Below are 22,955 nucleotides of genomic sequence, written 5' to 3'. Positions count from 1 at the left end.
TAGGTGTCGACTTCCAACGGTTTTTCCTGCTCCAGGTTCGAGGTCCAGCTGCCGACGTACCAACCGGTGGCGTGGCTGACGTCCACGCCACCCAGGGCGCTGTTCGCCTGGCCGGGGCGCACCAGGCCCTGGGCCATGCTGCGGGTAGGCGAGTGGGCGAGTTTCAGCTCGAAATCGCCCAGCTCGCGCTGCGTCACCTGGGCATTCGTGCACGACACCACGCAGACAGCGCAGGCCACGACGAGAATGGACTTGTACATGCTCCCTCTCCATGCCTGGTGCGGCCCGGCGCAGGCCTCGGGCGAGCCTTGGCCGGTGTATCGCACCGCAAAAGGGTAACGGCATTTGCCAAGCCATTGGGGCCCGGTGGTCCATTTGGCGGAAATTCGACGTGGCCCGTTGATGGCGTTCCGATAGCCGCCGAGGTTGCTGCTGTCATGAGTTGCTGCTACATCTGAAAGCTCGCGCGTGCCATCACCGATAAGGAGAATCCCATGGCCATCACTTCCGTTCCCTCCGCTGACGGGCAGGAACTGACCATCGTGGTCCAGGGCCGTTTCGATTTCGGTGCGCACCAGGAATTCCGCGACGCCTACGAGCGCGTCGATACCACGCCCAAGCGCTATGTGGTCGACCTCAAGGGCGCCACCTACCTCGATAGCTCGGCACTGGGCATGCTGCTCCTGCTGCGCGACCACGCCGGCGGCGAGAACGCGCAGATCCGCCTGGAACACTGCAACGCCGATGTGCGCAAGATTCTCGCCATCTCCAATTTCGAGCAGCTGTTCACCATCAGCTGACTGTCCTGCATCCGAGAGCGGCCATGGCTGATTACCTCACGGTCCTGATCGCCGACGACAACGCCGCCGACCGCCTGCTGCTGTCCACCCTCGTCAGCCGCCAGGGGCATCGGGTGATCACCGCAGCCAATGGCCTGGAGGCCCTGGCGCAGTTCGCCCAGGAGCGCCCGCAGCTGGTGCTGATGGACGCATTGATGCCGGTGATGGATGGCTTCGAGGCGGCGCGCAGGATTCGCCGGCAGGCGGGCGAAGAGCTGGTGCCGATCATCTTCCTCACCTCCCTGAGCGAGCCCGAGGCGCTGGTGCAGAGCCTGGAGGCGGGCGGCGACGACTTTGTTTCCAAGCCCTACAACCGGGTCATCCTCGAAGCCAAGATCCGCGCCATGGGGCGCCTGCACCACCTGCAGCGGATGGTGCTGGAGCAGCGCGACCTGATCGCCCGGCATAACGAGCACCTGCTCAACGAGCAGCGGGTGGCCAAGGCGGTGTTCGACAAGGTGGCACACTCCGGCTGCCTCAACGCGGCGAACATCCGCTACCTGCAATCGCCCTTCGCACTGTTCAACGGCGACCTGCTGCTGGCGGCGTTCAAGCCCTCCGGCGGGATGCACATTCTGCTCGGCGACTTCACCGGGCACGGCCTGCCGGCGGCCATCGGCGCCATGCCGCTGGCGGAGGTGTTCTACGGCATGACCGCCAAGGGCTACCCCATGGCGGACATCCTTCGCGAAATGAACGCCAAGCTCAAACGCATCCTGCCCGTGGGCGTGTTCTGCTGCGCGGCGATGCTCAACCTGAGCTTCCAGCGCGGCTTGGTGGAGGTCTGGAACGGCGGATTGCCCACTGGCTACCTGCTGCGCCACGACAAGCGCGAGGCGTTGCCGCTGGTGTCGCGCCACTTGCCGCTGGGCATCCTCGATGCGGCCTCGTTCAACGAGCACTACGAGGTCTACGCGATGGAGGAGGGCGACCGCGTGTTCCTCTTCTCCGATGGCGTGACCGAGGCGCGCAACGCCGCCGGCGAGATGTTCGGCGAACAGCGCCTGCGCGAGGTCTACGAAGGCGAGCCGGAGTCGTCGCGTCTGTTCGATGTCATCCAGTCGGCGCTCGCGCGGTTCCGTGGCGAGGCGCAGGACGACGTCAGCATGCTGGAAGTCGTGCTGGTGCCGGAACATGCCTTGCAGCGGCCGCCGCTGGCGTTTTCCGACAACGGCCTGAGCAGCCCGCTGGACTGGTCCGCCAGCTTCGAATTCCGCGCGCCGACCCTGCGGCACTTCAATCCGCTGCCGTTCCTGCTGCAACTGCTGATGGAAGTGCAGGACCTGCGGCCCAAGGGCGGCGCGCTCTACACCGTGCTCGCCGAGCTGTATTCCAACGCCCTGGAACACGGCGTGATGGGCCTGGATTCCTCGCTCAAATGCGATGCTGCCGGTTTCGCCCGCTACTACCAGCAGCGCAGCCAGCGCCTGGATACGCTGCGCGACGGTTTCGTGCGCTTCCATCTCGACCTCGCGCCCCATGGCGAGGGCGGGCGCCTGCTGGTGCGGGTGGAGGACAGCGGCGACGGCTTCGACGTTGGCGCGGTACTGGCCTCCCAGCGCGCCGCCGGCAGCCTCTGCGGCCGTGGCCTGGCGCTGGTGCGGCAGCTGGCCGACCGCTGCCAGTGGTCGGCTGATGGCAAATCGGTCTCCGTGGAGTTCTTCTGGTCGGCTCAGGCATAATCCGGCCTTCGCTCGCCATCCAGCCCCGTGGCGAGCAGTCCTACCGGGAGTGCCGAATGTCCGTGCCGCATCTCGATGACGCCGTGCAGCGCAATCTGCTGGAAATCATGGAAGACGAGTATCCATTGCTGGTGGAGACCTTTCTGAGCGATTCCGAGGAGCGCCTGAGCAGCATTCGCGCGGCCTTCACCGCCGCCGACGGCAACGCGTTGCGCCATGCCGCACACAGCTTCAAGGGCAGCTGCGGGAACATGGGCGCCGCCGTGCTGAGCGGCCTGTGCAAGCAGCTCGAAGAGGCCGCCCGGCACAACGACCTGGAGACCGCTCAAGGGCTGATCACCAAAGTCGAGCGCGAATTCACCCTCGTCCGCACCTTGTTGCAGCCCGGCCGCGGCTGACCGTCTGCGCCAGATCAGCTTGAAAGGCGACTTGGCCCGCCCCTTGCTATCTCCGTGATGGATATTCACATCAACGGAGAACTCCGATGGCTGTCGCCCCGGATATTTTATTGACGCCTACGCCTGATCCCAGGCCCAAGGCGGCGCTCTCCAAGCCTGCGCAGAATTCGCCCGACGCCACGGGTGACAAGGGTTCCAGCTTCGCCGACGTGTACGCGCAGGAGCAGCGTCCGGCGTCCAGCGAGCGCCCGGACAAGGCGGCCAAGCCCAAGGCCGAGAAGGCCAGGGACGCTTCCGACAAGGACGCCGAGGCCAGCGATTCCAAGGACGCCGCTGCCGCTGACAAGCCAGTGGTTGCCGAAGACGGCAAAGCCTTGCCGGCCGATGGCGAGGTCAAGGTGGCGGAAGGCGAGGAGAAGCCTGAGGCTACCCTCGACCCCCTGCTGATGCTGGGCATGACCGGCCAGATGCCTGCCCCGGCTACCGAGGCGCCGCCGCTGGTGATCAGCAGTGGCGTTGGCGAGAAGACCGTAGCCAGCACCGACGGCGACCTGGAAAAGCTCAACGCGCTGCCGGGCGTGGTCATGGCTTTCGGCCAGGGTGCCCAGGACCAGGCGCAGCAGGTCCAGCAGACGCAGGTGGCCGGTGACGTGGCGGCCAAGGCCGGCGATAAGCCGGTGGAAGGCAATGCCAAGGCCGACCTTTCGGCGATGCTCTCGGCGCTGGGCCCGGATGCGCCAGCCAAGACTGCCGAGGGCAAGCTGGTCGAAGGCGTCGTGCAGGCCAGCACGGACCTGAGCCAGCAGTTGCCGGAACTTCAGGTCGAGGCCAAGCCCGAGGCGCCGCGCACCGAGTCCTTCGCCGCGCGGCTGGAGTCGCTGACCCAGGCGCTCAACACGCCGCAGGCCATGACCAACCGTCCGGTAAACCCGCTGGTGCCAGGGCAGCCGGTGTCGGTGCAGCAGAACGGCTGGACCGACCAGGTGGTGGACCGGGTGATGTGGATGTCCGCGCAGAACCTGAAGTCCGCCGAAATCCAGATGGACCCGGCCGAGCTTGGTCGACTGGAAGTGCGCATCCACATGAGCGCCGACCAGACCCAGGTGAACTTCGTTAGCGCCAACGCCAACGTGCGCGAAGCGCTGGACAGCCAGCAGCACCGCCTGCGCGAGATGTTCAGCCAACAGGGCATGGGGCAGCTCGACGTCAACGTTTCCGACCAGTCCGCCCGCGGCTGGCAGCAGCAGGGCGGTGATGATCGCGGTGGTTCGCGGCGTGCCGGTCGTTCCGAAGGCGGGGAGGACGAGCCGATGATCGGCGGGGTCTCCGAGATCCGCCCGCAGATGGCGGCGCAGGGCAGGGGCCTGGTGGACTATTACGCCTGATAGCGGCTCGGGCGTCCTGGCTGATCGCGCTGGCACCTTGGTCGTTTTCCGGGCGACGTTCTTGTAGGAGCGAGCTTGCTCGCGAACCGCCCGGCACCGGTGTGGCCGGGGAAATCTGTTCGCGAGCAAGCTCGCTCCTACAGAATTGCGACTTGGCCGCTGCCCGCGAGCCGCCGTCAAAGTCCGCGGCTAATTCCTAAGCCTCGGAAATTTCTCTCCCCGCCCCGTGACATCCGCCGTCCAGCCTGTAATATCCGCGGCGGCGCCAGTCAGACAATTGCAAACTGGCACAGCCCTTGCTCCTCCCCCGGTATCTGCGCATCGCGCCGGAAAAGTGACGGATATTTGGCATGGCCAAGAAAGATCAGACGCCTCCCTTCCCTGATGGACAGGCCCCCGGCAAGGGCAAGCTGAAACTCATCATTCTCATCGCCCTGGCATTCCTGCTGGCGGTGGGGCTGTCGGTCGGCGGTACCTGGTTCTTCCTCAGCAAGCACGCCAAGCCCGCCGAGGCCGAGGCGAAAGCCGAGGAAGGCGCGGCGCCGGGCAAGAAACAGGCGATCTACGAAATCCTCGCACCGTCCTTCGTCGTCAACTTCAATCAGAACGGCCGCCAGCGTTATCTTCAGGTAGCGGTGGCGCTGATGGGTCGCGACCAGGCGCAGATGGATGCGCTGCGCGAGCAGATGCCGCTGGTGCGTAACCAACTGGTGATGCTGTTCTCCAGCCAGAATTTCGATTCGCTGGTGACCCCGGTGGGCAAGGAGATGCTGCGCCAGCAGGCGACCTCCAGCCTTCAGGAACTGGCGAAGAAGGCCACCGGTCAGTTGACCGTAGAACAAGTGCTTTTCACCAACTTCGTATTGCAGTAGGTACCCGCCATGGCCATGCAGGATCTACTTTCCCAGGACGAGATCGACGCGCTGTTGCACGGCGTCGACGACGGCCTCGTGGAAACCGAGTCCGACGTCGAGCCGGGGGCGATCAAGTCCTACGACCTGACCAGCCAGGACCGCATCGTCCGGGGCCGCATGCCGACCCTGGAGATGATCAACGAGCGTTTCGCCCGTTACACCCGCATCAGCATGTTCAACCTGCTGCGCCGCTCGGCGGATGTCGCAGTGGGCGGCGTGCAGGTGATGAAGTTCGGCGAGTACGTGCACTCGCTGTACGTACCCACCAGCCTCAACCTGGTGAAGATGAAGCCGCTGCGCGGCACCGCGCTGTTCATCCTCGACGCCAAGCTGGTGTTCAAGCTGGTGGACAACTTCTTCGGCGGCGATGGCCGTCACGCCAAGATCGAAGGCCGCGAGTTCACCCCCACCGAGCTGCGGGTGGTGCGCATGGTCATCGAGCAGGCCTTCGTCGACCTCGCCGAGGCCTGGCATGCGGTGATGCCGATCGCCTTCGAGTACGTGAACTCCGAGGTGAACCCGGCGATGGCCAACATCGTCAGCCCCAGCGAAGTGGTGGTGGTCTCCACCTTCCACATCGAGCTCGATGGCGGCGGTGGCGACCTGCACATCACCCTGCCGTATTCGATGATCGAGCCGATCCGCGAGATGCTCGATGCCGGCTTCCAATCCGACGTGGACGACCAGGACGAGCGCTGGATAAACGCCCTGCGCGAGGACATCCTCGACGTCCAGGTGCCGGTCGGCGCCACCGTCGTGCGCCGCCAGCTCAAGCTGCGGGACATCCTGCACATGCAGCCGGGCGACGTGATCCCGGTGGAGCTGCCCGAACACATGATCATGCGCGCCAACGGCGTGCCTTCCTTCAAGGTCAAGCTGGGTTCGCACAAGGGCAACCTGGCCTTGCAGATTCTCGATCCGCTCGAGCGCCCGCGCTGAGCAAGAGGACCCACCATGGCAGACGAAGACAACGTAACTCCCGAAGAACAGGCCCTGGCCGATGAGTGGGCTGCCGCCCTCTCCGAGGCGGGCGACGCCAACCAGGACGACATCGACGCGCTGATGGCCCAGGGCGGCGCCACTCCGGTGGCACCGGCCGCGCCGCGCGCACCGATGGAAGAGTTCGGCATGGCGCCCAAGGCGCCGACCATCGCCGGCCTGGAAGGGCCGAACCTGGACGTGATCCTGGATATCCCGGTGACCATTTCCATGGAGGTCGGCAACACCGACATCAATATCCGCAACCTGCTGCAGCTCAACCAGGGCTCGGTGATCGAACTCGATCGCCTGGCCGGCGAGCCGCTGGACGTGCTGGTCAACGGCACCCTGATCGCCCACGGCGAAGTGGTGGTGGTGAACGAGAAGTTCGGCATCCGCCTCACCGACGTGATCAGCCCCAGCGAACGCATCAAGAAGCTGCGCTGACATGGCCCGCCTCTCCGCGATCCTCAGCGTCCTGCCACTGGCGGGGCTGTCCGTGCTGGCGTTCGGCGAGGAAGGCACGGCGCCGGTGTCGACGCCGGCCATCGTCCACGCCAGCTCCGCACCGAGCATGATCACCGGCAGCGCCGGCGCGCAGTTGCTGCAACTGCTGCTGGGCCTGGTGCTGGTGGTCGGCCTGATCTTCCTGCTCGCCTGGCTGGTGCGCCGCGTGCAGCAGGTCGGCCCGCGCAGCAACCAGGCGATCCGCCTGGTGTCCAGCCAGGCGCTCGGCCCGCGCGACCGTCTGGTGCTGGTGCAGGTGGGCGAGGAGCAGATCCTGCTCGGCCTGACTCCCGGCCGCATCACCCCGCTGCACGTCCTGCGCCAGCCGGTGCATGCCACCGAATCGGAGCCGGCGCAGCCGGAATTCGCCCAGCGCCTGCTGGAGTTGCTGAACAAGGACAAGGGCCGCCCGCAGTGACCCGTTCACCGAACCTTTCCGCGCTGCCCGGCGCGCTCAAGCGCATCGCGCCGTGGCTGCTGGCTCTGCTCGCGATTGTCGTGCCGCAGGCCTTCGCCGCCGATCCGACGCAGATCTCGGCGATCACCGTGACCACCAACGCGCAGGGTCAGCAGGAGTACTCGGTCAGCCTGCAGATCCTGCTGATCATGACGGCGCTGAGCTTCATCCCGGCGTTCGTCATGCTGATGACCAGCTTCACCCGGATCATCATCGTCTTCTCCATCCTGCGCCAGGCGCTGGGCCTGCAGAGCACGCCGTCGAACCAGGTGCTGATCGGCCTGGCGCTGTTCCTGACGCTGTTCGTCATGGCGCCGGTGTTCGACAAGATCAACGCCAACGCGCTGCAGCCCTACCTCAACGAGCAGATTCCGGCGCAGGAGGCGATCAGCCGCGCCGAGGTGCCGCTGAAGGCCTTCATGCTGGCGCAGACCCGGCAGTCGGACCTGGAGCTGTTCGTGCGCCTGTCCAAGCGCACCGATATCCAGAGCGCCGACGCCACGCCCCTGACTATCCTGGTCCCGGCGTTCGTCACCTCGGAGTTGAAGACGGCGTTCCAGATCGGCTTCATGATCTTTATCCCGTTCCTGATCATCGACCTGGTGGTGTCCAGTGTACTGATGGCGATGGGCATGATGATGCTGTCGCCGCTGATCATCTCGCTGCCGTTCAAGATCATGCTGTTCGTGCTGGTGGACGGCTGGGCGCTGATCATCGGCACGCTCGCCGGCAGTTTCGGGACCGTGTAGCGATGCCCGCCGCCCTTGTAGGAGCGAGCTTGCTCGCGAACCGCAGCAACACAAGAGCTTCGCGAGCAAGCTCGCTCCTACAGGCTGCCGAACACGAGGAGCAATCATGACCCCCGAAGTTGCCGTAGACCTGTTCCGCGAAGCGCTCTGGCTGACGGCGATGATCGTCGCCATCCTGATCCTGCCCAGTCTGCTGGTGGGCCTGGTGGTGGCGATGTTCCAGGCCGCCACCCAGATCAACGAGCAGACCCTGAGCTTCCTGCCGCGCCTGCTGGTGGTGCTGCTCACCCTGATCGTGCTGGGCCCCTGGCTGATACGGCAGCTGATGGAGTACACCCAGACGCTGATCAGCAGCATCCCGACGCTGATCGGCTGATGCTGGAGCTCACCAACGCGCAGATCGGCGGCTGGGTCGGGGCCTTCCTGTTCCCGCTGTTCCGCATCGCCGCGCTGCTGATGGTGATGCCGATCTTCGGCACCCAGCTGGTGCCGACCCGCGTGCGCCTCTACCTGGCCCTGGCGATCGCCGTGGTGCTGGTGCCCAACCTGCCGCCCATGCCGCAGGTGGACGCGCTGAGCGTGAAGGCCATGCTGCTGATCGGCGAGCAGATTCTCATCGGCGCCATGCTCGGCTTCACCCTGCAGCTGATGTTCCACGCCTTCGTCATCGCCGGGCAGATCATCTCCATGCAGATGGGCCTGGGCTTCGCCTCCATGGTCGACCCCACCAATGGCATCTCGGTGCCTGTGCTCGGGCAGTTCTTCACCCTGCTGGTGACCCTGCTGTTCCTGGCCATGAACGGCCATCTGGTGGTGTTCGAGGTGCTGGCCGAGAGCTTCGTCACCCTGCCGGTGGGCGAGGGGCTGTCGGGCAACCACCTGATCACCGTCGCCGGCAAGCTCGGCTGGGTGATTGGAGCGGGGCTGCTGCTGGCGCTGCCGGCGGTCACCGCGCTGCTGGTGGTCAACCTGGCGTTCGGCGCCATGACCCGCGCCGCGCCGCAACTGAACATCTTCTCCATCGGCTTCCCGCTGACCCTGATCATGGGCTTCATCATCGTCTGGATCGGCAGCGCCGATATTCTGTCGCAGTACCAGTCCCTCGCCAGCGAAGGCCTGCAACTGCTCCGTGACCTGGTTCGAGCGAGGTAGCCGGCGATGGCTGAGAGCGAGAGCGGTCAGGACAAGACAGAGGAACCCACAGAGAAACGGCGCCGGGAGGCGCGCGAGAAAGGCCAGCTGCCGCGTTCGCGGGAGCTGAACACCCTCGCCGTGCTCGTCGCCGGCGCCGGCGGCCTGCTGATCTACGGCGCGGGCCTGGCGGATGCGCTGATGCGCCTGATGCGCGGTAGCTTCGAGCTGTCCCGCGAGACGGTGATGAACAGCGACAACATGCTCAGGCTGCTGGCCAGCGCCGCGCAGATCGCCGGCGAAGGGCTCTGGCCGATCCTCGCGCTGCTGCTGGCGGCGGCCCTGCTGGGGCCGATCGCGCTGGGTGGCTGGCTGTTCTCCAGCGAGGCGCTGGCGCCCAAGTTCAGCCGCCTGAACCCGCTGGAAGGACTGAAGCGGATGTTCTCGGCCAAGTCCCTATTGGAGCTGTTCAAGGCGCTGATCAAGTTCACCGTGGTGCTCGCCGTGGCGATCCTGGTGTTGCAGTCGGACAAGGACGACCTGCTGGCGATGGCCCACGAACCCACCGAACAGGCCCTGGTGCACTGCGCCAAAGTGGTCGGCTGGAGCGCCTTCTGGCTGGCCTGCAGCCTGATGCTGATCGCTGCCGTGGACGTGCCCTACCAGCTCTGGGACAACCGCCAGAAGCTGATGATGACCAAGCAGGAAGTGCGCGACGAGTACAAGGACTCCGAGGGCAAGCCGGAGGTCAAGGCCAAGGTCCGCCAGATGCAGCGCGAGATGGCCAACCGGCGGATGATGCAAGCGGTGCCGGACGCCGACGTGGTGATCACCAACCCGACGCACTTCGCCGTCGCCCTCAAGTACGACCCGGGCGCAACCGGTGCGCCAAAGCTGCTGGCCAAGGGCAACGACTTCATGGCGCTGAAGATCCGCGAGGTGGCCCAGGAGCACAAGGTCACGGTGCTGGAGTCGCCGGCGCTGGCGCGGGCGGTGTACTACTCCACCGAACTGGACCACGAGATTCCCGCCGGCCTCTACCTCGCCGTCGCCCAGGTACTGGCCTACGTCTACCAGCTCAAGCAGTTCCGCGCCGGCAAGGGCAAGCGCCCGGGCCCGATGCCGGACCTGCCGATTCCGCCGGATCTGCGGCGGGACGAGTGACCGGGGCGGCTGTGCTGTACTAGCATTCGGGCTCCCACCCCTGCCAGGAGGCATTGAGGAAAGCCATGGAAAGCACGCTCAAGGACCGGCGCATCGCCGCTCTCGTTCCCGTTGCCGCCGCTGTGTTGGCCTGGTCCACCTACTGGGCCCTGCCGCTGCTGCTGATCGCTTACCTGCTGGTTCGTCACAAGGCGCCTGCGTTGACTCGCGAAGTACTCCTGCGGGTGCTGGATCTGTTCCTTTCGCTGCTGCTTCTCGCCCTGGCGGCCGGTGCGGTGATTGCCAGTCTGGACGTGGTGGCGCGTGATGGCGGGATCGAGCTGCTATCGCTGATCAATCGAGTGCTCAGAGGGCTTGTCTCGATACTGGCGGTGGTCTATGGCGCCATCAGCCTGGGGTTCACCGCGTTTCGCGCCAGGCGCGGCCAGGTGCACGACCCGAAGCTGTCCATGGGCATCCTCCAGGCCCTGCGCGGGCGCCGTCGGGTGGCGGCCTAATGCGCCAGTGGGTTCGCTGCGCCGTCTGCCTGTTCATTCTGTTGTGTTCGCCCATCGCGCTGGTCGTTGCGGCACAGCCGGATGAATCCGCGATTACGGTGGATGTCGCCGACGCAGTGCAGGCGGAAGTTCCATCGTCCATCCCTGTGCCCCGACTGGAAAACCCAGTCACCGACCTTACCGGCACTCTCGACAGCGACTGGATCGCCGCGATGCGGCAACGCCTGCTCGCCCTGCAGCAGCGCAAGGGCTCGCAGATTGCCATCCTGATGCTGCCCAGTACCGGCGAGGAAAGCATCGAGCAATACGCCACGCGGGTGTTCGAACAGTGGCGTCTGGGGCGGCAGGGCGTGGACGACGGCGTGCTGGTTCTGGTGGCCAAGGACGACAGGGCGATGCGCATCGAGGTCGGTTACGGGCTGGAGGGAGCCATTCCAGACGTCACGGCTGGCCGCATCATTCGTGATGAGATGGTCCCGGCGTTTCGCCAGGGCGACTTTGCCGGTGGCATCGAAAACGCCGTGAATGTACTGGAGCGGCTGATCGACGGAGAAGTCTTGCCCGAGCAGGCGCAGGGCGGTGGCCTGACTCGTGAGGGCTGGTTGCTGCTGATCGCCATGCTCTGTGGTGCCGTGGCGGGCGTAGCGTTGCGCCGCAACCTGTTCGTCACCCGCAGGGTCGTCGGCGTGTCGGTGGGGCTGATGGTGCTGCTGGCGTTCGGCGCAGGCTTCAGGACTGTGCCGCTGTTCTTCATGGCCGTGTCCTTCAGCATGGTGCTGGGCGGGGCGCTCGGCGCCCTGGCGGCGGGGTCGCGCAAGTCTGCCTGGACCGTCGGCGCCGTCGTTGGCTACATCGTGGCGCTGTCGGTGGCGGCCAGCCGGTACGGCGCCGAGGTGCTGCTCTACGGCCTGGGTGGCCCCATCGCGCTGGCCCTGGGGCTGGCATTGCTCTGCCTGCCGTTCGTCCTCGCCCGCGCCGCCTGGAAGCGCAGCCGGCTGGAGTTCTTCGTTCGACTGGTGCTGGCCTCGGGCATCTGCGTGTTCCTCATGACGGTCACCGGCATCGTCGAACGTCTCGGCGAGTTTCCGGATTCGCTGGCGCTGCTGCCGATGATCTACTTCCCGCTGCTGCTCGCCTTCACTCGTGGTTGGGCGGCCAGTTCGGGCTCCGGTTCCAGTGGTGGCGGCAGTTCGTCTTCCGGTGGCAGCGGCAGCTATTCCGGTGGCGGCGGCTCCAGCGGCGGGGGCGGCGCTTCCGGGAGTTGGTGAGGTAGGGCGTATAACGCTCCGCGTTATACGCCGGTTGGCCTTGGTTCCAAGGCGCTCCGGGTTCGACCTGGGCGTCGTCGGAAAACGTGGTGAATCGGCGTACAACCGCGAACGGTTGTACGCCCTACGGGCTGCTCTGGAGCGGCTATTTCCGGTGTTTCGAAAAAGTTGGAACGCTTCCTGCTAAATCCCCTGCAAACGCCCGCTTGGGCGTCAAAAGTTTGATCCGGCGGGCGCAAGGCCCGTCGCAGGGCAGGGGAGTCAAGGGTGGACCGCACGCAACTGATCAGCAACGTTCGCAGCAATCTGGTGGGCCTGGGCCGGGGCAATCTCGGCGTGCCGCTCCTGCTGCTGGCCATGCTGGGCATGATGACTCTGCCGATCCCGCCGTTCCTGCTGGACGTGCTGTTCACCTTCAACATCGCCCTGTCCATCGTGGTCCTGCTGGTCTGCGTGTACGCGCTGCGGCCGCTGGACTTCGCGGTGTTCCCGACCATCCTGCTGGTCGCCACCCTGCTGCGCCTGGCGCTGAACGTCGCCTCCACCCGCGTGGTGCTGCTCCACGGCCATGACGGCCACGCCGCCGCGGGCAAGGTGATCCAGGCCTTCGGCGAGGTGGTGATCGGCGGCAACTACGTGGTCGGTATCGTGGTCTTCGCGATCCTCATGATCATCAACTTCGTGGTGGTCACCAAGGGCGCCGGGCGTATCTCCGAAGTGAGCGCACGTTTCACCCTCGACGCCATGCCCGGCAAGCAGATGGCCATCGACGCCGACCTCAACGCCGGTCTGATCGAGCAGGCGGAGGCCAAGAAGCGCCGGGCAGAAGTCGCCCAGGAAGCCGACTTCTACGGCTCCATGGACGGTGCCAGCAAGTTCGTCCGCGGCGACGCCGTTGCGGGCCTCTTGATCCTCTTCATCAACCTCATCGGTGGCGTCGCCATCGGCATGCTCCAGCACTCGATGAGCTTCGGCGATGCCGGCAAGGTCTATGCCCTGCTGACCATCGGCGACGGCCTGGTGGCGCAGCTGCCATCGCTGCTGCTGTCCACCGCCGCGGCGATCATGGTGACCCGCGTGTCCAGCGCCGAGGACATGGGCCAGCAGGTCAACCGCCAGATGTTCGCCTCGCCCAAGGCGCTGGCCATCTCCGCCGCGATTCTGATCGCCATGGGCCTGGTGCCGGGCATGCCGCACATTTCCTTCGTCGGCCTGGGTGGTCTGGCCGCCGGCGGCGCGTATCTGATCTGGCAGCGCCAGCGTCAGGCGGCGCAGCAGGCCGAGCAGGAAACCCAGCGCCAGCAGGAGCTGCTGCCGGCCCAGCGCGCCCAGGAAACCAAGGAGTTGGGTTGGGATGACGTGACCCCGGTGGACATGGTCGGCCTGGAAGTCGGCTATCGCCTGATCCCGCTGGTGGACCGCAACCAGGGTGGCCAGCTGCTGGCGCGGATCAAGGGCGTGCGCAAGAAGCTGTCCCAGGACCTGGGCTTCCTGATGCCGTCGGTGCACATCCGCGACAACCTCGACCTGCTGCCTAACGCCTATCGTTTGACGCTGATGGGCGTCAGCGTGGCGGAAGCCGAGATCTACCCGGATCGCGAACTGGCGATCAACCCCGGCCAGGTGTTCGGCACCCTGAACGGCATCGCCGGCAAGGACCCGGCCTTCGGGCTGGAGGCGGTGTGGATCGAGCCGTCTCAGCGCGACCAGGCGCAGTCCCTGGGCTACACCGTGGTGGACGCCAGCACCGTGGTCGCCACCCACCTCAACCAGGTCCTGCACAAGCACGCCCACGAACTGCTCGGCCACGAGGAAGTCCAGCAACTGATGCAGCTGCTGGCCAAGACCTCGCCCAAGCTCGCGGAAGAACTGGTGCCGGGGATGATCTCCCTGTCGACCCTGCTCAAGGTGCTGCAGGCGCTTCTGCAGGAGCAGGTACCGGTGCGCGACATCCGCACCATTGCCGAGGCCATCGCCAACGTTGCCGCCAAGAGTCAAGATCCCGCCGCCATGGTGGCGGCGGTTCGCGTCGCGCTCTCCCGCGCAATCGTGCAAACCATTGTGGGACTAGAGCCGGAGCTGCCTGTGATCACTCTGGAACCCAGGTTGGAACAGATATTGCTGAACAGTCTGCAGAAGGCCGGACAGGGCTCCGAAGACGGCATGTTGCTGGAACCCGGAATGGCGGAAAAGCTGCAACGCTCGATGGTCGAGGCGGCGCAGCGCCAGGAAATGCTCGGCAAGCCGGCGATCCTGCTGGTGGCCGGTCCCGTTCGCGCGATGATGTCCCGATTCGCGCGGATGGCGGTCCCCACCATGCACGTGCTGGCTTACCAGGAAATCCCGGACAACAAACAAGTGACGATCGTCGCCACCGTTGGGCAGAACTGATTGAGGTCGCAGGCCATGCAGGTAAAACGCTTCTTCGCCGCCGATATGCGTCAGGCCATGAAACTGGTCCGTGACGAGCTGGGCCCGGACGCCGCGATCATCGGCAATCGCCGTGTCGCCGGCGGCGTGGAACTGACCGCGGCGCTGGACTACCAGGCCCCGGCGGCGGCCAGCAAGCCGAACCCGGCGCTGGAAGCCGAGCTGCGCAAGACCCAGGCGCGCATCGCCCAGGCCAAGGCCGAGCTGAGCGAGCCGACCCGCATGAGCGAGGCCGTGCGCAAGGACCGTCAAATGTACGACGCGCAGGCCCCGCGCCGCAGCGGCGCCGAAGCGCTGGCCGAAGCCATGGCCGCCCCGGTTGCGCCGGCCGCCGCCAACGTCGGCCAGCAGGCGCTGGAGGCCATGCGCTTCGAGCTCAACGGCCTGCGTGAACTGATCGAAGTGCAGCTGGGCTCCATCGCCTGGAACCAGCTGCAGACCCAGCGTCCGAAGCAGGCCAACCTGTGGCGTCGCCTGCAGCGCATGGGCCTGCCGGCGGACCTGTCGCGCAGCCTGCTGGAAAAGGTCGCCTCCATCGCCGAGCCGAAACAGGCCTGGCGCATGCTGCTGGCGCACCTGGCGCGCTCCATCAACACGCCGGAAACCGATCTGCTGGAAGAGGGGGGAGTGGTTGCGCTGGTCGGCCCGGCCGGCATGGGCAAGACCACCACCCTGGCCAAGCTCGCCGCCCGCTACGTACTGAAATACGGCGCGCAGAGCATCGCCCTGGTGTCCATGGACAGCTTCCGCATCGGCGCCCAGGAGCAGATCAAGACTCTCGGCCGCATCCTCAACGTGCCGGTGACCCTGGTCGATCCCGGCCAGTCGCTGATCCAGGCCATGGCCCCGCTGGCGCGCAAGCGCCTGGTGCTGATCGATACCGCTGGCCTGCCGGCCAACGATCCGGCGCTGCGCATGCAGCTCGAAGCCCTGGCCGCGCAGAGCCTGAATGTGAAGAACTACCTGGTGCTGGCCGCGACCAGCCAGAGCCAGGTGCTCAAGGCCGCCTGGCAGAACTATCGTTCCTGTGGACTGGCCGGATGCATCCTGACCAAACTGGACGAAGCCGGCAGCCTCGGTGAGGCGCTCGCTCTGGCAATTGGCCAGCGTCTCCCGGTAGCCTATCTGGCGGACGGTCCGAAGATTCCGGATGATCTGCAGATTGCGCGCAGCCACCAGCTGGTCAGCCGCGCGGTGAGCCTGCAGGCACCGGAAGAGCCGAGCGAGGAGGCCATGGCCGACCTGTTCGCCGGCCTGTACCAGCAGCCGGTGCGTCGCGCCAGCTGAACGAATTGAACGGCCCCATGGTGGGGTGACGGGCGGCCAGGTGGGTCGCCCGGCAAGGCGGATGCTCTGGGAGACGATCCGCGAACGCCGGAAGCGGTAGAGCACCGCAGCCGGCAAGGCCGCAGCGCCAGGGGGCGCGGCGGCTGATTGACGAGACAAGGTATTGATATGGGCATGCATCCTGTACAGGTAATCGCAGTCACCGGTGGCAAGGGTGGTGTTGGCAAGACCAACGTGTCGGTGAACCTGTCGCTGGCGCTGGCCGACCTCGGCCGCCGCGTCATGCTGCTGGACGCCGACCTGGGCCTGGCCAACGTCGACGTGCTGCTGGGCCTGACGCCCAAGCGTACGCTGGCCGATGTGATCGAAGGCGAGTGCGATCTGCGCGACGTGATCCTCCAGGGGCCCGGCGGCGTGCGCATCGTCCCGGCGGCTTCCGGTACGCAGAGCATGGTGCACCTCACGCCGATGCAGCACGCCGGTCTGATCCAGGCCTTCAGCGACATCAGCGACAACATCGACGTGCTGGTCGTGGACACCGCCGCCGGCATCGGCGACTCGGTGGTGAGCTTCGTTCGCGCCGCCCAGGAAGTGCTGCTGGTCGTTTGCGATGAACCCACTTCCATCACTGACGCCTACGCTTTGATCAAGCTGCTCAACCGCGACTACGGCATGACCCGTTTCCGTGTGCTGGCGAACATGGCCCACAGCCCCCAGGAGGGCCGCAACCTGTTCGCCAAGCTGACCAAGGTCACCGACCGCTTCCTCGATGTGGCGCTGCAGTACGTCGGCGCCATTCCGTACGATGAGTCGGTCCGCAAGGCGGTGCAGAAGCAGCGTTCGGTGTATGAGGCGTTCCCGCGCAGCAAGGCTTCCCTGGCCTTCCGTGCGATAGCGCAGAAAGTCGACAGCTGGCCGCTGCCGGCCAACCCGCGTGGGCACCTGGAGTTCTTCGTCGAGCGCCTGGTGCAGCATCCGACCACGGGTTCGGCCGTATGATGACGGCCTCCGGAGCGCGTATGTACAGCAAGGCGCAGGCGCAGAACTCCCAGGACCAACTGATCCAGCGGTACGCGCCGCTGGTCAAGCGTATTGCCTACCACCTGCTGGGCCGCCTGCCGGCCAGCGTGCAGGTGGAGGATCTGATGCAGGCCGGCATGATCGGCCTGCTGGAAGCGGCGAAGAAATACGATGCCGGCAAGGGCGCGAGCTTCGAGACCTACGCCGGCATCCGCATCCGTGGCGCCATGCTCGACGAAGTGCGCAAGGGTGATTGGGCCCCGCGTTCGGTGCACCGCAATTCCCGCATGGTCAGCGACGCCATCCGCGCCGTCGAGGCCAGAACCGGTCGTGACGCTAAAGATCAGGAAGTTGCTGCCGAACTCAATATGAGTCTCGAAGAGTATTACGGCATCCTGAGCGACACCCAGGGCAGCCGCCTGTACAGCTTCGACGATCTACTGCAGGACGGCGAGCAGGGCGGCGGTCTGGCCGAAGACGCTTCGCACCAGGGCAGCGAGCCCTCCCACGGGCTGGAAGACGAACGCTTCCAGGCGGCGCTGGCCGATGCCATTACCAAGCTGCCCGAGCGTGAGCGGCTGGTGCTGGCGCTGTACTACGACGAGGAACTCAACCTCAAGGAGATCGGCGAAGTGCTGGGCGTCAGCGAGTCCCGGGTCAGCCAGCTGCACAGCCAGTGCGCTGCGCGCCTGCGGGCACGTCTGGCGGAGTGGCGCGCACACTGAGGTTCGGGTAGTTTCGCGTCGGCTTTTTCGTAGGCTTCAGATTTAGATTTCAGAATTCTTTCGGGCGACGTCCCTTTGACGCCGCCCACACGGGATGAGCGCACGCCGCTCAATGAATTGACGGCACGCCCGCCAGGACGTGCCTGGTATCGATGGAGGTCGGTTTGGACAAGAATATGAAAATTCTCATCGTGGACGACTTCTCCACGATGAGGCGCATCATCAAGAACCTCCTGCGTGACCTGGGGTTCACCAACACCGCAGAGGCCGACGACGGCACCACTGCGCTGCCGATGCTGCACAGCGGCAACTTCGACTTCCTCGTCACCGACTGGAACATGCCCGGCATGACCGGCATCGACCTGCTGCGCGCGGTGCGTGCCGACGAGCGCCTGAAGCACCTGCCGGTGCTGATGGTCACCGCCGAGGCCAAGCGCGACCAGATCATCGAAGCGGCCCAGGCCGGGGTCAACGGCTATGTGGTCAAGCCTTTCACCGCTCAGGTGCTGAAAGAAAAGATCGAGAAGATTTTCGAGCGGGTCGGCAGCTGAGGCTGACAGAGAGGGCGTCATGGATCTCAACGAATCCGCGGGTGACTTCGAGTCGACCCTGAAAAAACACGCGCGCGAATTGGTCGACTGCCTCGAACGCGGCGAAGTCCAGACCGCCGTGCAGCTGATCTCCGAGCTCAACCAGACGCGCGATCGCGGGCTTTACCAGGAGGTCGGCAAGCTCACCCGCGAGCTGCACAATGCCATCGTCAACTTCCAGATCGACCCCAACTCCCGCCACGCCGAGGAGATGTCGCAGATCGCCGACGCCACCGATCGTCTCTCCTACGTGGTGAAGATGACCGAGAAGGCGGCCAACCGCACCATGGACCTGGTGGAAGAGTGCACCCCGGTGGTCATGCACATCGAGACCCAGGCCAAGGAGCTGCAGGAAGACTGGGCGCGCTTCATGCGCCGCGAGCTGGGGCCGGAGGCCTTCCGCGAGCTGGCCAAGCGCGTCGAGCAATTCCTCTACATCAGCGCCCAGGACAGCCGCAAATTGTCCGCGCACCTCAACGACATTCTTCTGGCGCAGGACTTCCAGGACCTCACCGGGCAGGTGATCAAGCGCGTCACCAAGCTGGTCACCGAGGTCGAGTCGAACCTGGTCAAGCTGGTCTGGATGGCCGGCCAGGTGGACCGCTACGCGGGCATCGAGCATGACTACCAGGGCATGAGCGAGGCCGTCGAAAAAGAAAGATCGTCCAAGGGTGAAGGTCCGCAAATCGCTGCCGATACAAGAAAGGACGTCGTATCCGGTCAGGACGATGTCGACGACCTGTTGTCCAGCCTTGGTTTTTAAGCGTCGCCTGACGCTGTAGAGGGAGCATCCGAATGAGCTTCGACGCCGATGACGAAATCCTCCAGGACTTCCTGGTGGAGGCCGGCGAGATTCTCGAGCTACTGTCCGAGCAACTGGTCGAGCTGGAAAGCCGCCCGGAAGACATGGACCTGCTCAATGCGATTTTCCGTGGGTTCCACACCGTCAAGGGTGGGGCGGGCTTCCTCCAGCTCAACGCGTTGGTGGAGTGCTGCCACATCGCCGAGAACGTGTTCGACATGCTGCGCAAGGGCGAACGCCGCGTAGATGCCGAGCTGATGGACGTGATGCTGCAGGCGCTGGATACCGTCAACGTGATGTTCCAGCAGGTGCGCGATGCCGAAGAGCCGACCCCGGCGACTCCCGAGCTGCTGGCCGCGCTGTCGCGCCTCGCCGAGCCGGGTGGCAGCGAGCCGGCCGAAGCACCGCAAGCCGTCGAGTCCGAGCCGGTCGCGGAAGCTCCCGCCGCCTACGGCGACATCACCGATGCCGAGTTCGAGCAACTGATGGATGCCCTCGAACCGACCGCCGACGCTCCGGCCGCACCGATTGGCGCGGGTGGCGACGACATCACCGACGACGAATTCGAGGCGCTGCTCGACCAGCTGCACGGCAAGGGCCAGTTCGCTGGGGCCCAGCCGCCCGCCAGCGCCGCGCCTGCCGCGAGCGAAGCCGCACCGGCCGCCAGCTCGGGTGACGACATCACCGACGACGAGTTCGAAGCGCTGCTCGATCAGTTGCATGGCAAGGGCCAGTTCACCGGCGCGAAGGACGAGCCGGTGGCCGCCGCCCCTGTGGAAAAGACCGAGAAAGCCGCCGAGGCACCCGCTGCCGGTGGCGACGACAACATCACCGACGACGAATTCGAGAAGCTGCTCGACGAGCTGCACGGCAAGGGCCAGTTCACCGGCGCGAAGGAAGAGCCGGTCGCTGCCGCCAAGCCCGTTGCCAAACCGGCCGCCGCGCCGCAGCCGGCCAAGGCTGCCGCGGCACCCGCTGCGGCCAAGGCGGTCGCCAAGCCCGCCGAGGCGCCGCGTGCCGCCGCCGAGAAGCCGGCGAACGAGGCGGAAACCACGGTGCGCGTGGACACCGCGCGCCTCGACGAAATCATGAACATGGTTGGCGAACTGGTGCTGGTGCGTAACCGCCTGGTGCGCCTGGGGGCCAACAGCGGCGACGAGGCGATGGCCAAGGCCGTGTCGAACCTCGACGTGGTCACCGCCGACCTGCAGTCGGCGGTCATGAAGACCCGCATGCAGCCGATCAAGAAAGTCTTCGGCCGCTTCCCGCGGCAGGTCCGCGACCTGGCGCGCAACCTGAAGAAAGAGATCAACCTGGAGCTGATCGGCGAAGAGACCGACCTGGACAAGAACCTGGTCGAGGCCCTGGCCGATCCGCTGGTGCACCTGGTGCGCAATGCGGTGGACCATGGCATCGAAGGTCCGGACGAGCGCGAAGCCGCCGGCAAGGCGCGCTCCGGCCGGGTGGTGCTGTCCGCCGAGCAGGAAGGCGACCACATCCTGCTGTCGATCTCCGACGACGGCAAGGGCATGGACCCGGACGTGCTGCGCGCCAAGGCGGTGGAGAAGGGCCTGCTGGACAAGGACGCGGCCGACCGACTGACCGAGTCCGAGTGCTACAACCTGATCTTCGCCCCGGGCTTCTCGACCAAGACCGAGATTTCCGACGTCTCCGGCCGCGGCGTCGGCATGGACGTGGTGAAGACCAAGATTTCCCAGCTCAACGGCATCATCAACATCTACTCGACCAAGGGGCAGGGCTCGAAGATCGTCATCAAGGTCCCGCTGACCCTGGCGATCATGCCGACCCTGATGGTGATGCTGGGCAACCAGGCCTTCGCCTTCCCGCTGGTCAACGTCAACGAGATCTTCCACCTCGACCTGTCGAACACCAACGTGGTCGATGGTCAGGAAGTGGTGATCGTCCGCGACAAGGCCCTGCCGCTGTTCTACCTCAAGCGCTGGCTGGTGCCGGGCGCACAGTACGAAGAGCAGGGCGAGGGCCACGTGGTGATCCTCTCCGTGGGCACCCAGCGCATCGGCTTCGTGGTCGACCAGCTGGTGGGCCAGGAAGAGGTGGTCATCAAGCCGCTGGGCAAGATGCTGCAGGGCACGCCGGGCATGGCCGGGGCGACCATCACCGGTGACGGGCGCATCGCCCTGATCCTCGATGTGCCGAGCATGCTCAAGCGCTACGCGCGGCGTATCTGATTCTTGCGCGCGCGGGGACGCCCGCGCGCGCGGCAAGGCTTTATTCAGGAGTGTCTATGGCTGTCAAAGTCCTGGTGGTGGACGATTCGGGATTCTTCCGCCGCCGTGTCTCGGAGATTCTCTCCGCCGATCCGCAGATCCAGGTGGTCGGCACGGCCACCAATGGCCGCGAGGCGATCGACCAGGTGCTGGCGCTCAAGCCCGACGTGGTCACCATGGACTACGAGATGCCCCTGATGGACGGCATCACTGCCGTGCGGACCATCATGCAGCGTTGTCCGACGCCGGTACTGATGTTCTCCTCGCTGACCCACGAGGGCGCTCGGGTGACCCTGGACGCGCTGGATGCCGGCGCTGTCGATTACCTGCCGAAGAATTTCGAGGACATCTCGCGCAACCCGGACAAGGTCCGCCAACTGCTGTGCGAGAAGGTCCACACTATCGCCAGGAGCAACCGCCGCTTCGCCGCCTACGCCTCGTACTCCACCGGCGCGCCGGCTCCCGCGCCAGCCGCCGCCGGCAGTGTCCCGCGCCATGCGGCGCCGGCTTCCGCTGGCAGCCATGCGCCCGCAGCGCCGGCACCGGCGACCTCCGCTCCCCCAAAGCGTAAGCCCTACCGGCTGGTGGCCATCGGTACTTCCACCGGTGGGCCGGTGGCGCTGCAGCGGGTCCTGACCCAGCTGCCTGCCAATTTCCCCGCGCCGCTGGTGCTGATCCAGCACATGCCGGCGGCGTTCACCAAGGCGTTCGCCGAGCGCCTGGACAAGCTGTGCAAGATCACCGTCAAGGAAGCCGAGGACGGCGACCTGCTGCGTCCCGGCGTGGCCCTGCTGGCCCCCGGCGGCAAGCAGATGATGGTCGATGCCCGCGGCGCCGTGCGCATCCTGCCCGGCGATGAACGGCTGAACTACAAGCCCTGCGTCGACGTGACCTTCGGTTCCGCATCCAAGGCCTATGGCGACAAGGTGCTGGCGGTGGTCCTCACCGGCATGGGCGCCGACGGTCGCGAAGGCGCGCGTATGCTCAAGCAGGGCGGCAGCCAGGTGTGGGCGCAGGATGAAGCCAGCTGCGTGATCTACGGCATGCCCATGGCGATTGCCAAGGCGGGCCTGGCCGATGCGGTGTACAGCCTGGACGACATCGGCCGTCACCTCACCGAGGCCTGCGGCTGATGGATGTGCTCAGCATTGTCGGCCTGGTCCTCGCGCTGGTTGCCATCATCGGTGGCAACTTCCTCGAGGGCGGGCACGTCGGTGCGCTGGCCAACGGCCCGGCCGCGCTGATCGTGATGGGCGGCACCCTGGCCGCCGCGCTGCTGCAGACCCCGGTGGCCGTGCTCAAGCGCTCGCTGCAGATGCTGCGCTGGATCATCCTGCCGCCCCGGGTGGACCTGGTTGGCGGCATCGGCCATGTGGTTGGCTGGAGCATGACAGCGCGCAAGGAGGGCCTGCTGGGCCTGGAGACCGTCGCCGACGCCGAACAGGATCCGTACGCACGCAAGGGCCTGCAACTGCTGGTGGACGGCGCCGAGCCGGAAGCCATCCGCAGCATCCTCGAAGTCGACCTGTACAACCAGGAAACCCGCGACCTGGCGGCGGCCAAGGTATTCGAAGCCATGGGCGGCTATTCGCCGACCATCGGCATCATCGGCGCGGTGATGGGCCTGATCCACGTGATGGGCAATCTCGCCGACCCGAGCCAGCTGGGCAGCGGCATCGCCGTGGCCTTCGTCGCCACCATCTATGGCGTGGGCCTGGCCAACCTGTTGCTGCTGCCGGTGGGCAACAAGCTGAAAAGCATCGTGCACCGCCAGTCCTGCTACCGCGAGATGCTGATGGAGGGCCTGCTGTCCATCGCCGAAGGCGAGAATCCGCGCTCCATCGAACTGAAGCTGCAAGGCTTCGTCGGCTGAGGGAGCACAC

24 protein-coding genes are annotated in these 22,955 nt (G+C 66.0%); 23 read left to right on the top strand and 1 reads right to left on the bottom strand.

The window, feature by feature from the left end; translation table 11 throughout:
- Positions 1-260, bottom strand: a 260-nt coding sequence (locus J5M67_RS24850; protein WP_243434865.1) for a TorF family putative porin, incomplete at its 3' end; no start/stop codon positions are given.
- 234 nt (positions 261-494) lie between these two features.
- Here J5M67_RS24850 and J5M67_RS24845 point away from each other — a divergent pair.
- The 23 genes from J5M67_RS24845 (at position 495) to J5M67_RS24735 (ending at position 22,945) form a co-directional block, all read left to right on the top strand.
- Positions 495-800: an STAS domain-containing protein gene (locus J5M67_RS24845; protein WP_207888087.1), complete on the top strand. Its 306-nt coding sequence runs from the start codon at positions 495-497 to the stop codon at positions 798-800.
- A 5-nt stretch (positions 801-805) separates the two neighbouring features.
- Positions 806-2,521 carry a fused response regulator/phosphatase gene (locus J5M67_RS24840; RefSeq protein ID WP_207888089.1) on the top strand — a complete coding sequence of 572 codons (1,716 nt, stop codon included), beginning with the start codon at positions 806-808 and terminating at the stop codon, positions 2,519-2,521.
- A gap of 56 nt (positions 2,522-2,577) precedes the next feature.
- Positions 2,578-2,919 carry an Hpt domain-containing protein gene (locus J5M67_RS24835; protein WP_207888086.1) on the top strand — a complete coding sequence of 114 codons (342 nt, stop codon included), beginning with the start codon at positions 2,578-2,580 and terminating at the stop codon, positions 2,917-2,919.
- A gap of 86 nt (positions 2,920-3,005) precedes the next feature.
- Positions 3,006-4,304: a flagellar hook-length control protein FliK gene (locus J5M67_RS24830; RefSeq protein ID WP_207888085.1), complete on the top strand. Its 1,299-nt coding sequence runs from the start codon at positions 3,006-3,008 to the stop codon at positions 4,302-4,304.
- Between the two features lie 350 nt (positions 4,305-4,654).
- Positions 4,655-5,176 carry a flagellar basal body-associated protein FliL gene (gene fliL, locus J5M67_RS24825; RefSeq protein WP_207888084.1) on the top strand — a complete coding sequence of 174 codons (522 nt, stop codon included), beginning with the start codon at positions 4,655-4,657 and terminating at the stop codon, positions 5,174-5,176.
- Between the two features lie 9 nt (positions 5,177-5,185).
- A complete protein-coding gene (gene fliM / locus J5M67_RS24820) occupies positions 5,186-6,157 on the top strand; it encodes a flagellar motor switch protein FliM (protein ID WP_207888083.1) in 972 nt (323 codons plus the stop codon).
- Positions 6,158-6,172: 15 nt separating this feature from the next.
- The gene (gene fliN / locus J5M67_RS24815; RefSeq protein WP_207888082.1) at positions 6,173-6,643 is read left to right on the top strand and encodes a flagellar motor switch protein FliN; all 471 of its coding nucleotides are present in this window, start codon (positions 6,173-6,175) and stop codon (positions 6,641-6,643) included.
- 1 nt (position 6,644) lies between these two features.
- On the top strand, positions 6,645-7,121 hold the full coding sequence (gene fliO, locus J5M67_RS24810; RefSeq protein ID WP_207888081.1) for a flagellar biosynthetic protein FliO: 477 nt from the start codon (positions 6,645-6,647) through the stop codon (positions 7,119-7,121).
- A 59-nt stretch (positions 7,122-7,180) separates the two neighbouring features.
- A complete protein-coding gene (fliP, locus tag J5M67_RS24805) occupies positions 7,181-7,909 on the top strand; it encodes a flagellar type III secretion system pore protein FliP (protein ID WP_243434871.1) in 729 nt (242 codons plus the stop codon).
- Between the two features lie 106 nt (positions 7,910-8,015).
- Positions 8,016-8,285 (top strand): flagellar biosynthesis protein FliQ, encoded by a 270-nt coding sequence (gene fliQ, locus J5M67_RS24800; RefSeq protein WP_152222009.1) that lies wholly within the window; start codon positions 8,016-8,018, stop codon positions 8,283-8,285.
- Complete coding sequence (gene fliR, locus J5M67_RS24795) at positions 8,285-9,061, top strand: flagellar biosynthetic protein FliR (RefSeq protein WP_207888079.1); 777 nt, start codon at positions 8,285-8,287, stop codon at positions 9,059-9,061. The genes fliQ and fliR overlap by 1 nt, the downstream gene beginning before the upstream one ends.
- 6 nt (positions 9,062-9,067) lie before the next feature.
- Positions 9,068-10,204, top strand: coding sequence for a flagellar biosynthesis protein FlhB (flhB, locus tag J5M67_RS24790; protein ID WP_207888078.1), 1,137 nt, complete (start codon positions 9,068-9,070; stop codon positions 10,202-10,204).
- 65 nt (positions 10,205-10,269) lie between these two features.
- The gene (locus J5M67_RS24785; RefSeq protein WP_207888077.1) at positions 10,270-10,701 is read left to right on the top strand and encodes a hypothetical protein; all 432 of its coding nucleotides are present in this window, start codon (positions 10,270-10,272) and stop codon (positions 10,699-10,701) included.
- A complete protein-coding gene (locus tag J5M67_RS24780; protein WP_207888076.1) occupies positions 10,701-11,969 on the top strand; it encodes a YgcG family protein in 1,269 nt (422 codons plus the stop codon). Before J5M67_RS24785 ends, J5M67_RS24780 begins: the two co-directional genes overlap by 1 nt.
- A 267-nt stretch (positions 11,970-12,236) precedes the next feature.
- Positions 12,237-14,360: a flagellar biosynthesis protein FlhA gene (flhA, locus tag J5M67_RS24775; RefSeq protein WP_207888075.1), complete on the top strand. Its 2,124-nt coding sequence runs from the start codon at positions 12,237-12,239 to the stop codon at positions 14,358-14,360.
- 15 nt (positions 14,361-14,375) lie between these two features.
- A complete protein-coding gene (gene flhF / locus J5M67_RS24770) occupies positions 14,376-15,686 on the top strand; it encodes a flagellar biosynthesis protein FlhF (protein ID WP_207888074.1) in 1,311 nt (436 codons plus the stop codon).
- Between the two features lie 168 nt (positions 15,687-15,854).
- On the top strand, positions 15,855-16,685 hold the full coding sequence (fleN, locus tag J5M67_RS24765) for a flagellar synthesis regulator FleN (RefSeq protein ID WP_015476555.1): 831 nt from the start codon (positions 15,855-15,857) through the stop codon (positions 16,683-16,685).
- Positions 16,682-17,431 carry an RNA polymerase sigma factor FliA gene (gene fliA / locus J5M67_RS24760; protein ID WP_207888073.1) on the top strand — a complete coding sequence of 250 codons (750 nt, stop codon included), beginning with the start codon at positions 16,682-16,684 and terminating at the stop codon, positions 17,429-17,431. Before fleN ends, fliA begins: the two co-directional genes overlap by 4 nt.
- Positions 17,432-17,607: 176 nt before the next feature.
- A complete protein-coding gene (locus J5M67_RS24755) occupies positions 17,608-17,982 on the top strand; it encodes a chemotaxis response regulator CheY (protein WP_085988857.1) in 375 nt (124 codons plus the stop codon).
- A gap of 19 nt (positions 17,983-18,001) precedes the next feature.
- Positions 18,002-18,784 carry a protein phosphatase CheZ gene (locus J5M67_RS24750; RefSeq protein WP_207888072.1) on the top strand — a complete coding sequence of 261 codons (783 nt, stop codon included), beginning with the start codon at positions 18,002-18,004 and terminating at the stop codon, positions 18,782-18,784.
- A gap of 32 nt (positions 18,785-18,816) precedes the next feature.
- Positions 18,817-21,033 carry a chemotaxis protein CheA gene (locus J5M67_RS24745; protein WP_207888071.1) on the top strand — a complete coding sequence of 739 codons (2,217 nt, stop codon included), beginning with the start codon at positions 18,817-18,819 and terminating at the stop codon, positions 21,031-21,033.
- A gap of 56 nt (positions 21,034-21,089) precedes the next feature.
- Positions 21,090-22,205, top strand: a complete 1,116-nt coding sequence (locus J5M67_RS24740; protein WP_207888070.1) for a chemotaxis response regulator protein-glutamate methylesterase — start codon at positions 21,090-21,092, stop codon at positions 22,203-22,205.
- On the top strand, positions 22,205-22,945 hold the full coding sequence (locus J5M67_RS24735) for a flagellar motor protein (RefSeq protein WP_207888069.1): 741 nt from the start codon (positions 22,205-22,207) through the stop codon (positions 22,943-22,945). Before J5M67_RS24740 ends, J5M67_RS24735 begins: the two co-directional genes overlap by 1 nt.
- Positions 22,946-22,955 lie beyond the last annotated feature (10 nt).

The sequence above is a fragment of the Pseudomonas sp. 30_B genome, assembly GCF_017491605.1.
Classification (GTDB): domain Bacteria; phylum Pseudomonadota; class Gammaproteobacteria; order Pseudomonadales; family Pseudomonadaceae; genus Pseudomonas.
This window is presented reverse-complemented; position numbering and strand designations above follow the sequence as displayed.

Coding starts and splice junctions, on each gene's coding strand:
- J5M67_RS24845 (WP_207888087.1), top strand. CDS start 495: ATGGCCATCACTTCCGTTCCCTCCGCTGACGGGCAGGAACTGACCATC.
- J5M67_RS24835 (WP_207888086.1), top strand. CDS start 2,578: ATGTCCGTGCCGCATCTCGATGACGCCGTGCAGCGCAATCTGCTGGAA.
- J5M67_RS24830 (WP_207888085.1), top strand. CDS start 3,006: ATGGCTGTCGCCCCGGATATTTTATTGACGCCTACGCCTGATCCCAGG.
- fliL (WP_207888084.1), top strand. CDS start 4,655: ATGGCCAAGAAAGATCAGACGCCTCCCTTCCCTGATGGACAGGCCCCC.
- fliM (WP_207888083.1), top strand. CDS start 5,186: ATGGCCATGCAGGATCTACTTTCCCAGGACGAGATCGACGCGCTGTTG.
- fliN (WP_207888082.1), top strand. CDS start 6,173: ATGGCAGACGAAGACAACGTAACTCCCGAAGAACAGGCCCTGGCCGAT.
- fliO (WP_207888081.1), top strand. CDS start 6,645: ATGGCCCGCCTCTCCGCGATCCTCAGCGTCCTGCCACTGGCGGGGCTG.
- fliQ (WP_152222009.1), top strand. CDS start 8,016: ATGACCCCCGAAGTTGCCGTAGACCTGTTCCGCGAAGCGCTCTGGCTG.
- fliR (WP_207888079.1), top strand. CDS start 8,285: ATGCTGGAGCTCACCAACGCGCAGATCGGCGGCTGGGTCGGGGCCTTC.
- flhB (WP_207888078.1), top strand. CDS start 9,068: ATGGCTGAGAGCGAGAGCGGTCAGGACAAGACAGAGGAACCCACAGAG.
- J5M67_RS24785 (WP_207888077.1), top strand. CDS start 10,270: ATGGAAAGCACGCTCAAGGACCGGCGCATCGCCGCTCTCGTTCCCGTT.
- J5M67_RS24780 (WP_207888076.1), top strand. CDS start 10,701: ATGCGCCAGTGGGTTCGCTGCGCCGTCTGCCTGTTCATTCTGTTGTGT.
- flhF (WP_207888074.1), top strand. CDS start 14,376: ATGCAGGTAAAACGCTTCTTCGCCGCCGATATGCGTCAGGCCATGAAA.
- fleN (WP_015476555.1), top strand. CDS start 15,855: ATGGGCATGCATCCTGTACAGGTAATCGCAGTCACCGGTGGCAAGGGT.
- fliA (WP_207888073.1), top strand. CDS start 16,682: ATGATGACGGCCTCCGGAGCGCGTATGTACAGCAAGGCGCAGGCGCAG.
- J5M67_RS24755 (WP_085988857.1), top strand. CDS start 17,608: ATGAAAATTCTCATCGTGGACGACTTCTCCACGATGAGGCGCATCATC.
- J5M67_RS24750 (WP_207888072.1), top strand. CDS start 18,002: ATGGATCTCAACGAATCCGCGGGTGACTTCGAGTCGACCCTGAAAAAA.
- J5M67_RS24745 (WP_207888071.1), top strand. CDS start 18,817: ATGAGCTTCGACGCCGATGACGAAATCCTCCAGGACTTCCTGGTGGAG.
- J5M67_RS24740 (WP_207888070.1), top strand. CDS start 21,090: ATGGCTGTCAAAGTCCTGGTGGTGGACGATTCGGGATTCTTCCGCCGC.
- J5M67_RS24735 (WP_207888069.1), top strand. CDS start 22,205: ATGGATGTGCTCAGCATTGTCGGCCTGGTCCTCGCGCTGGTTGCCATC.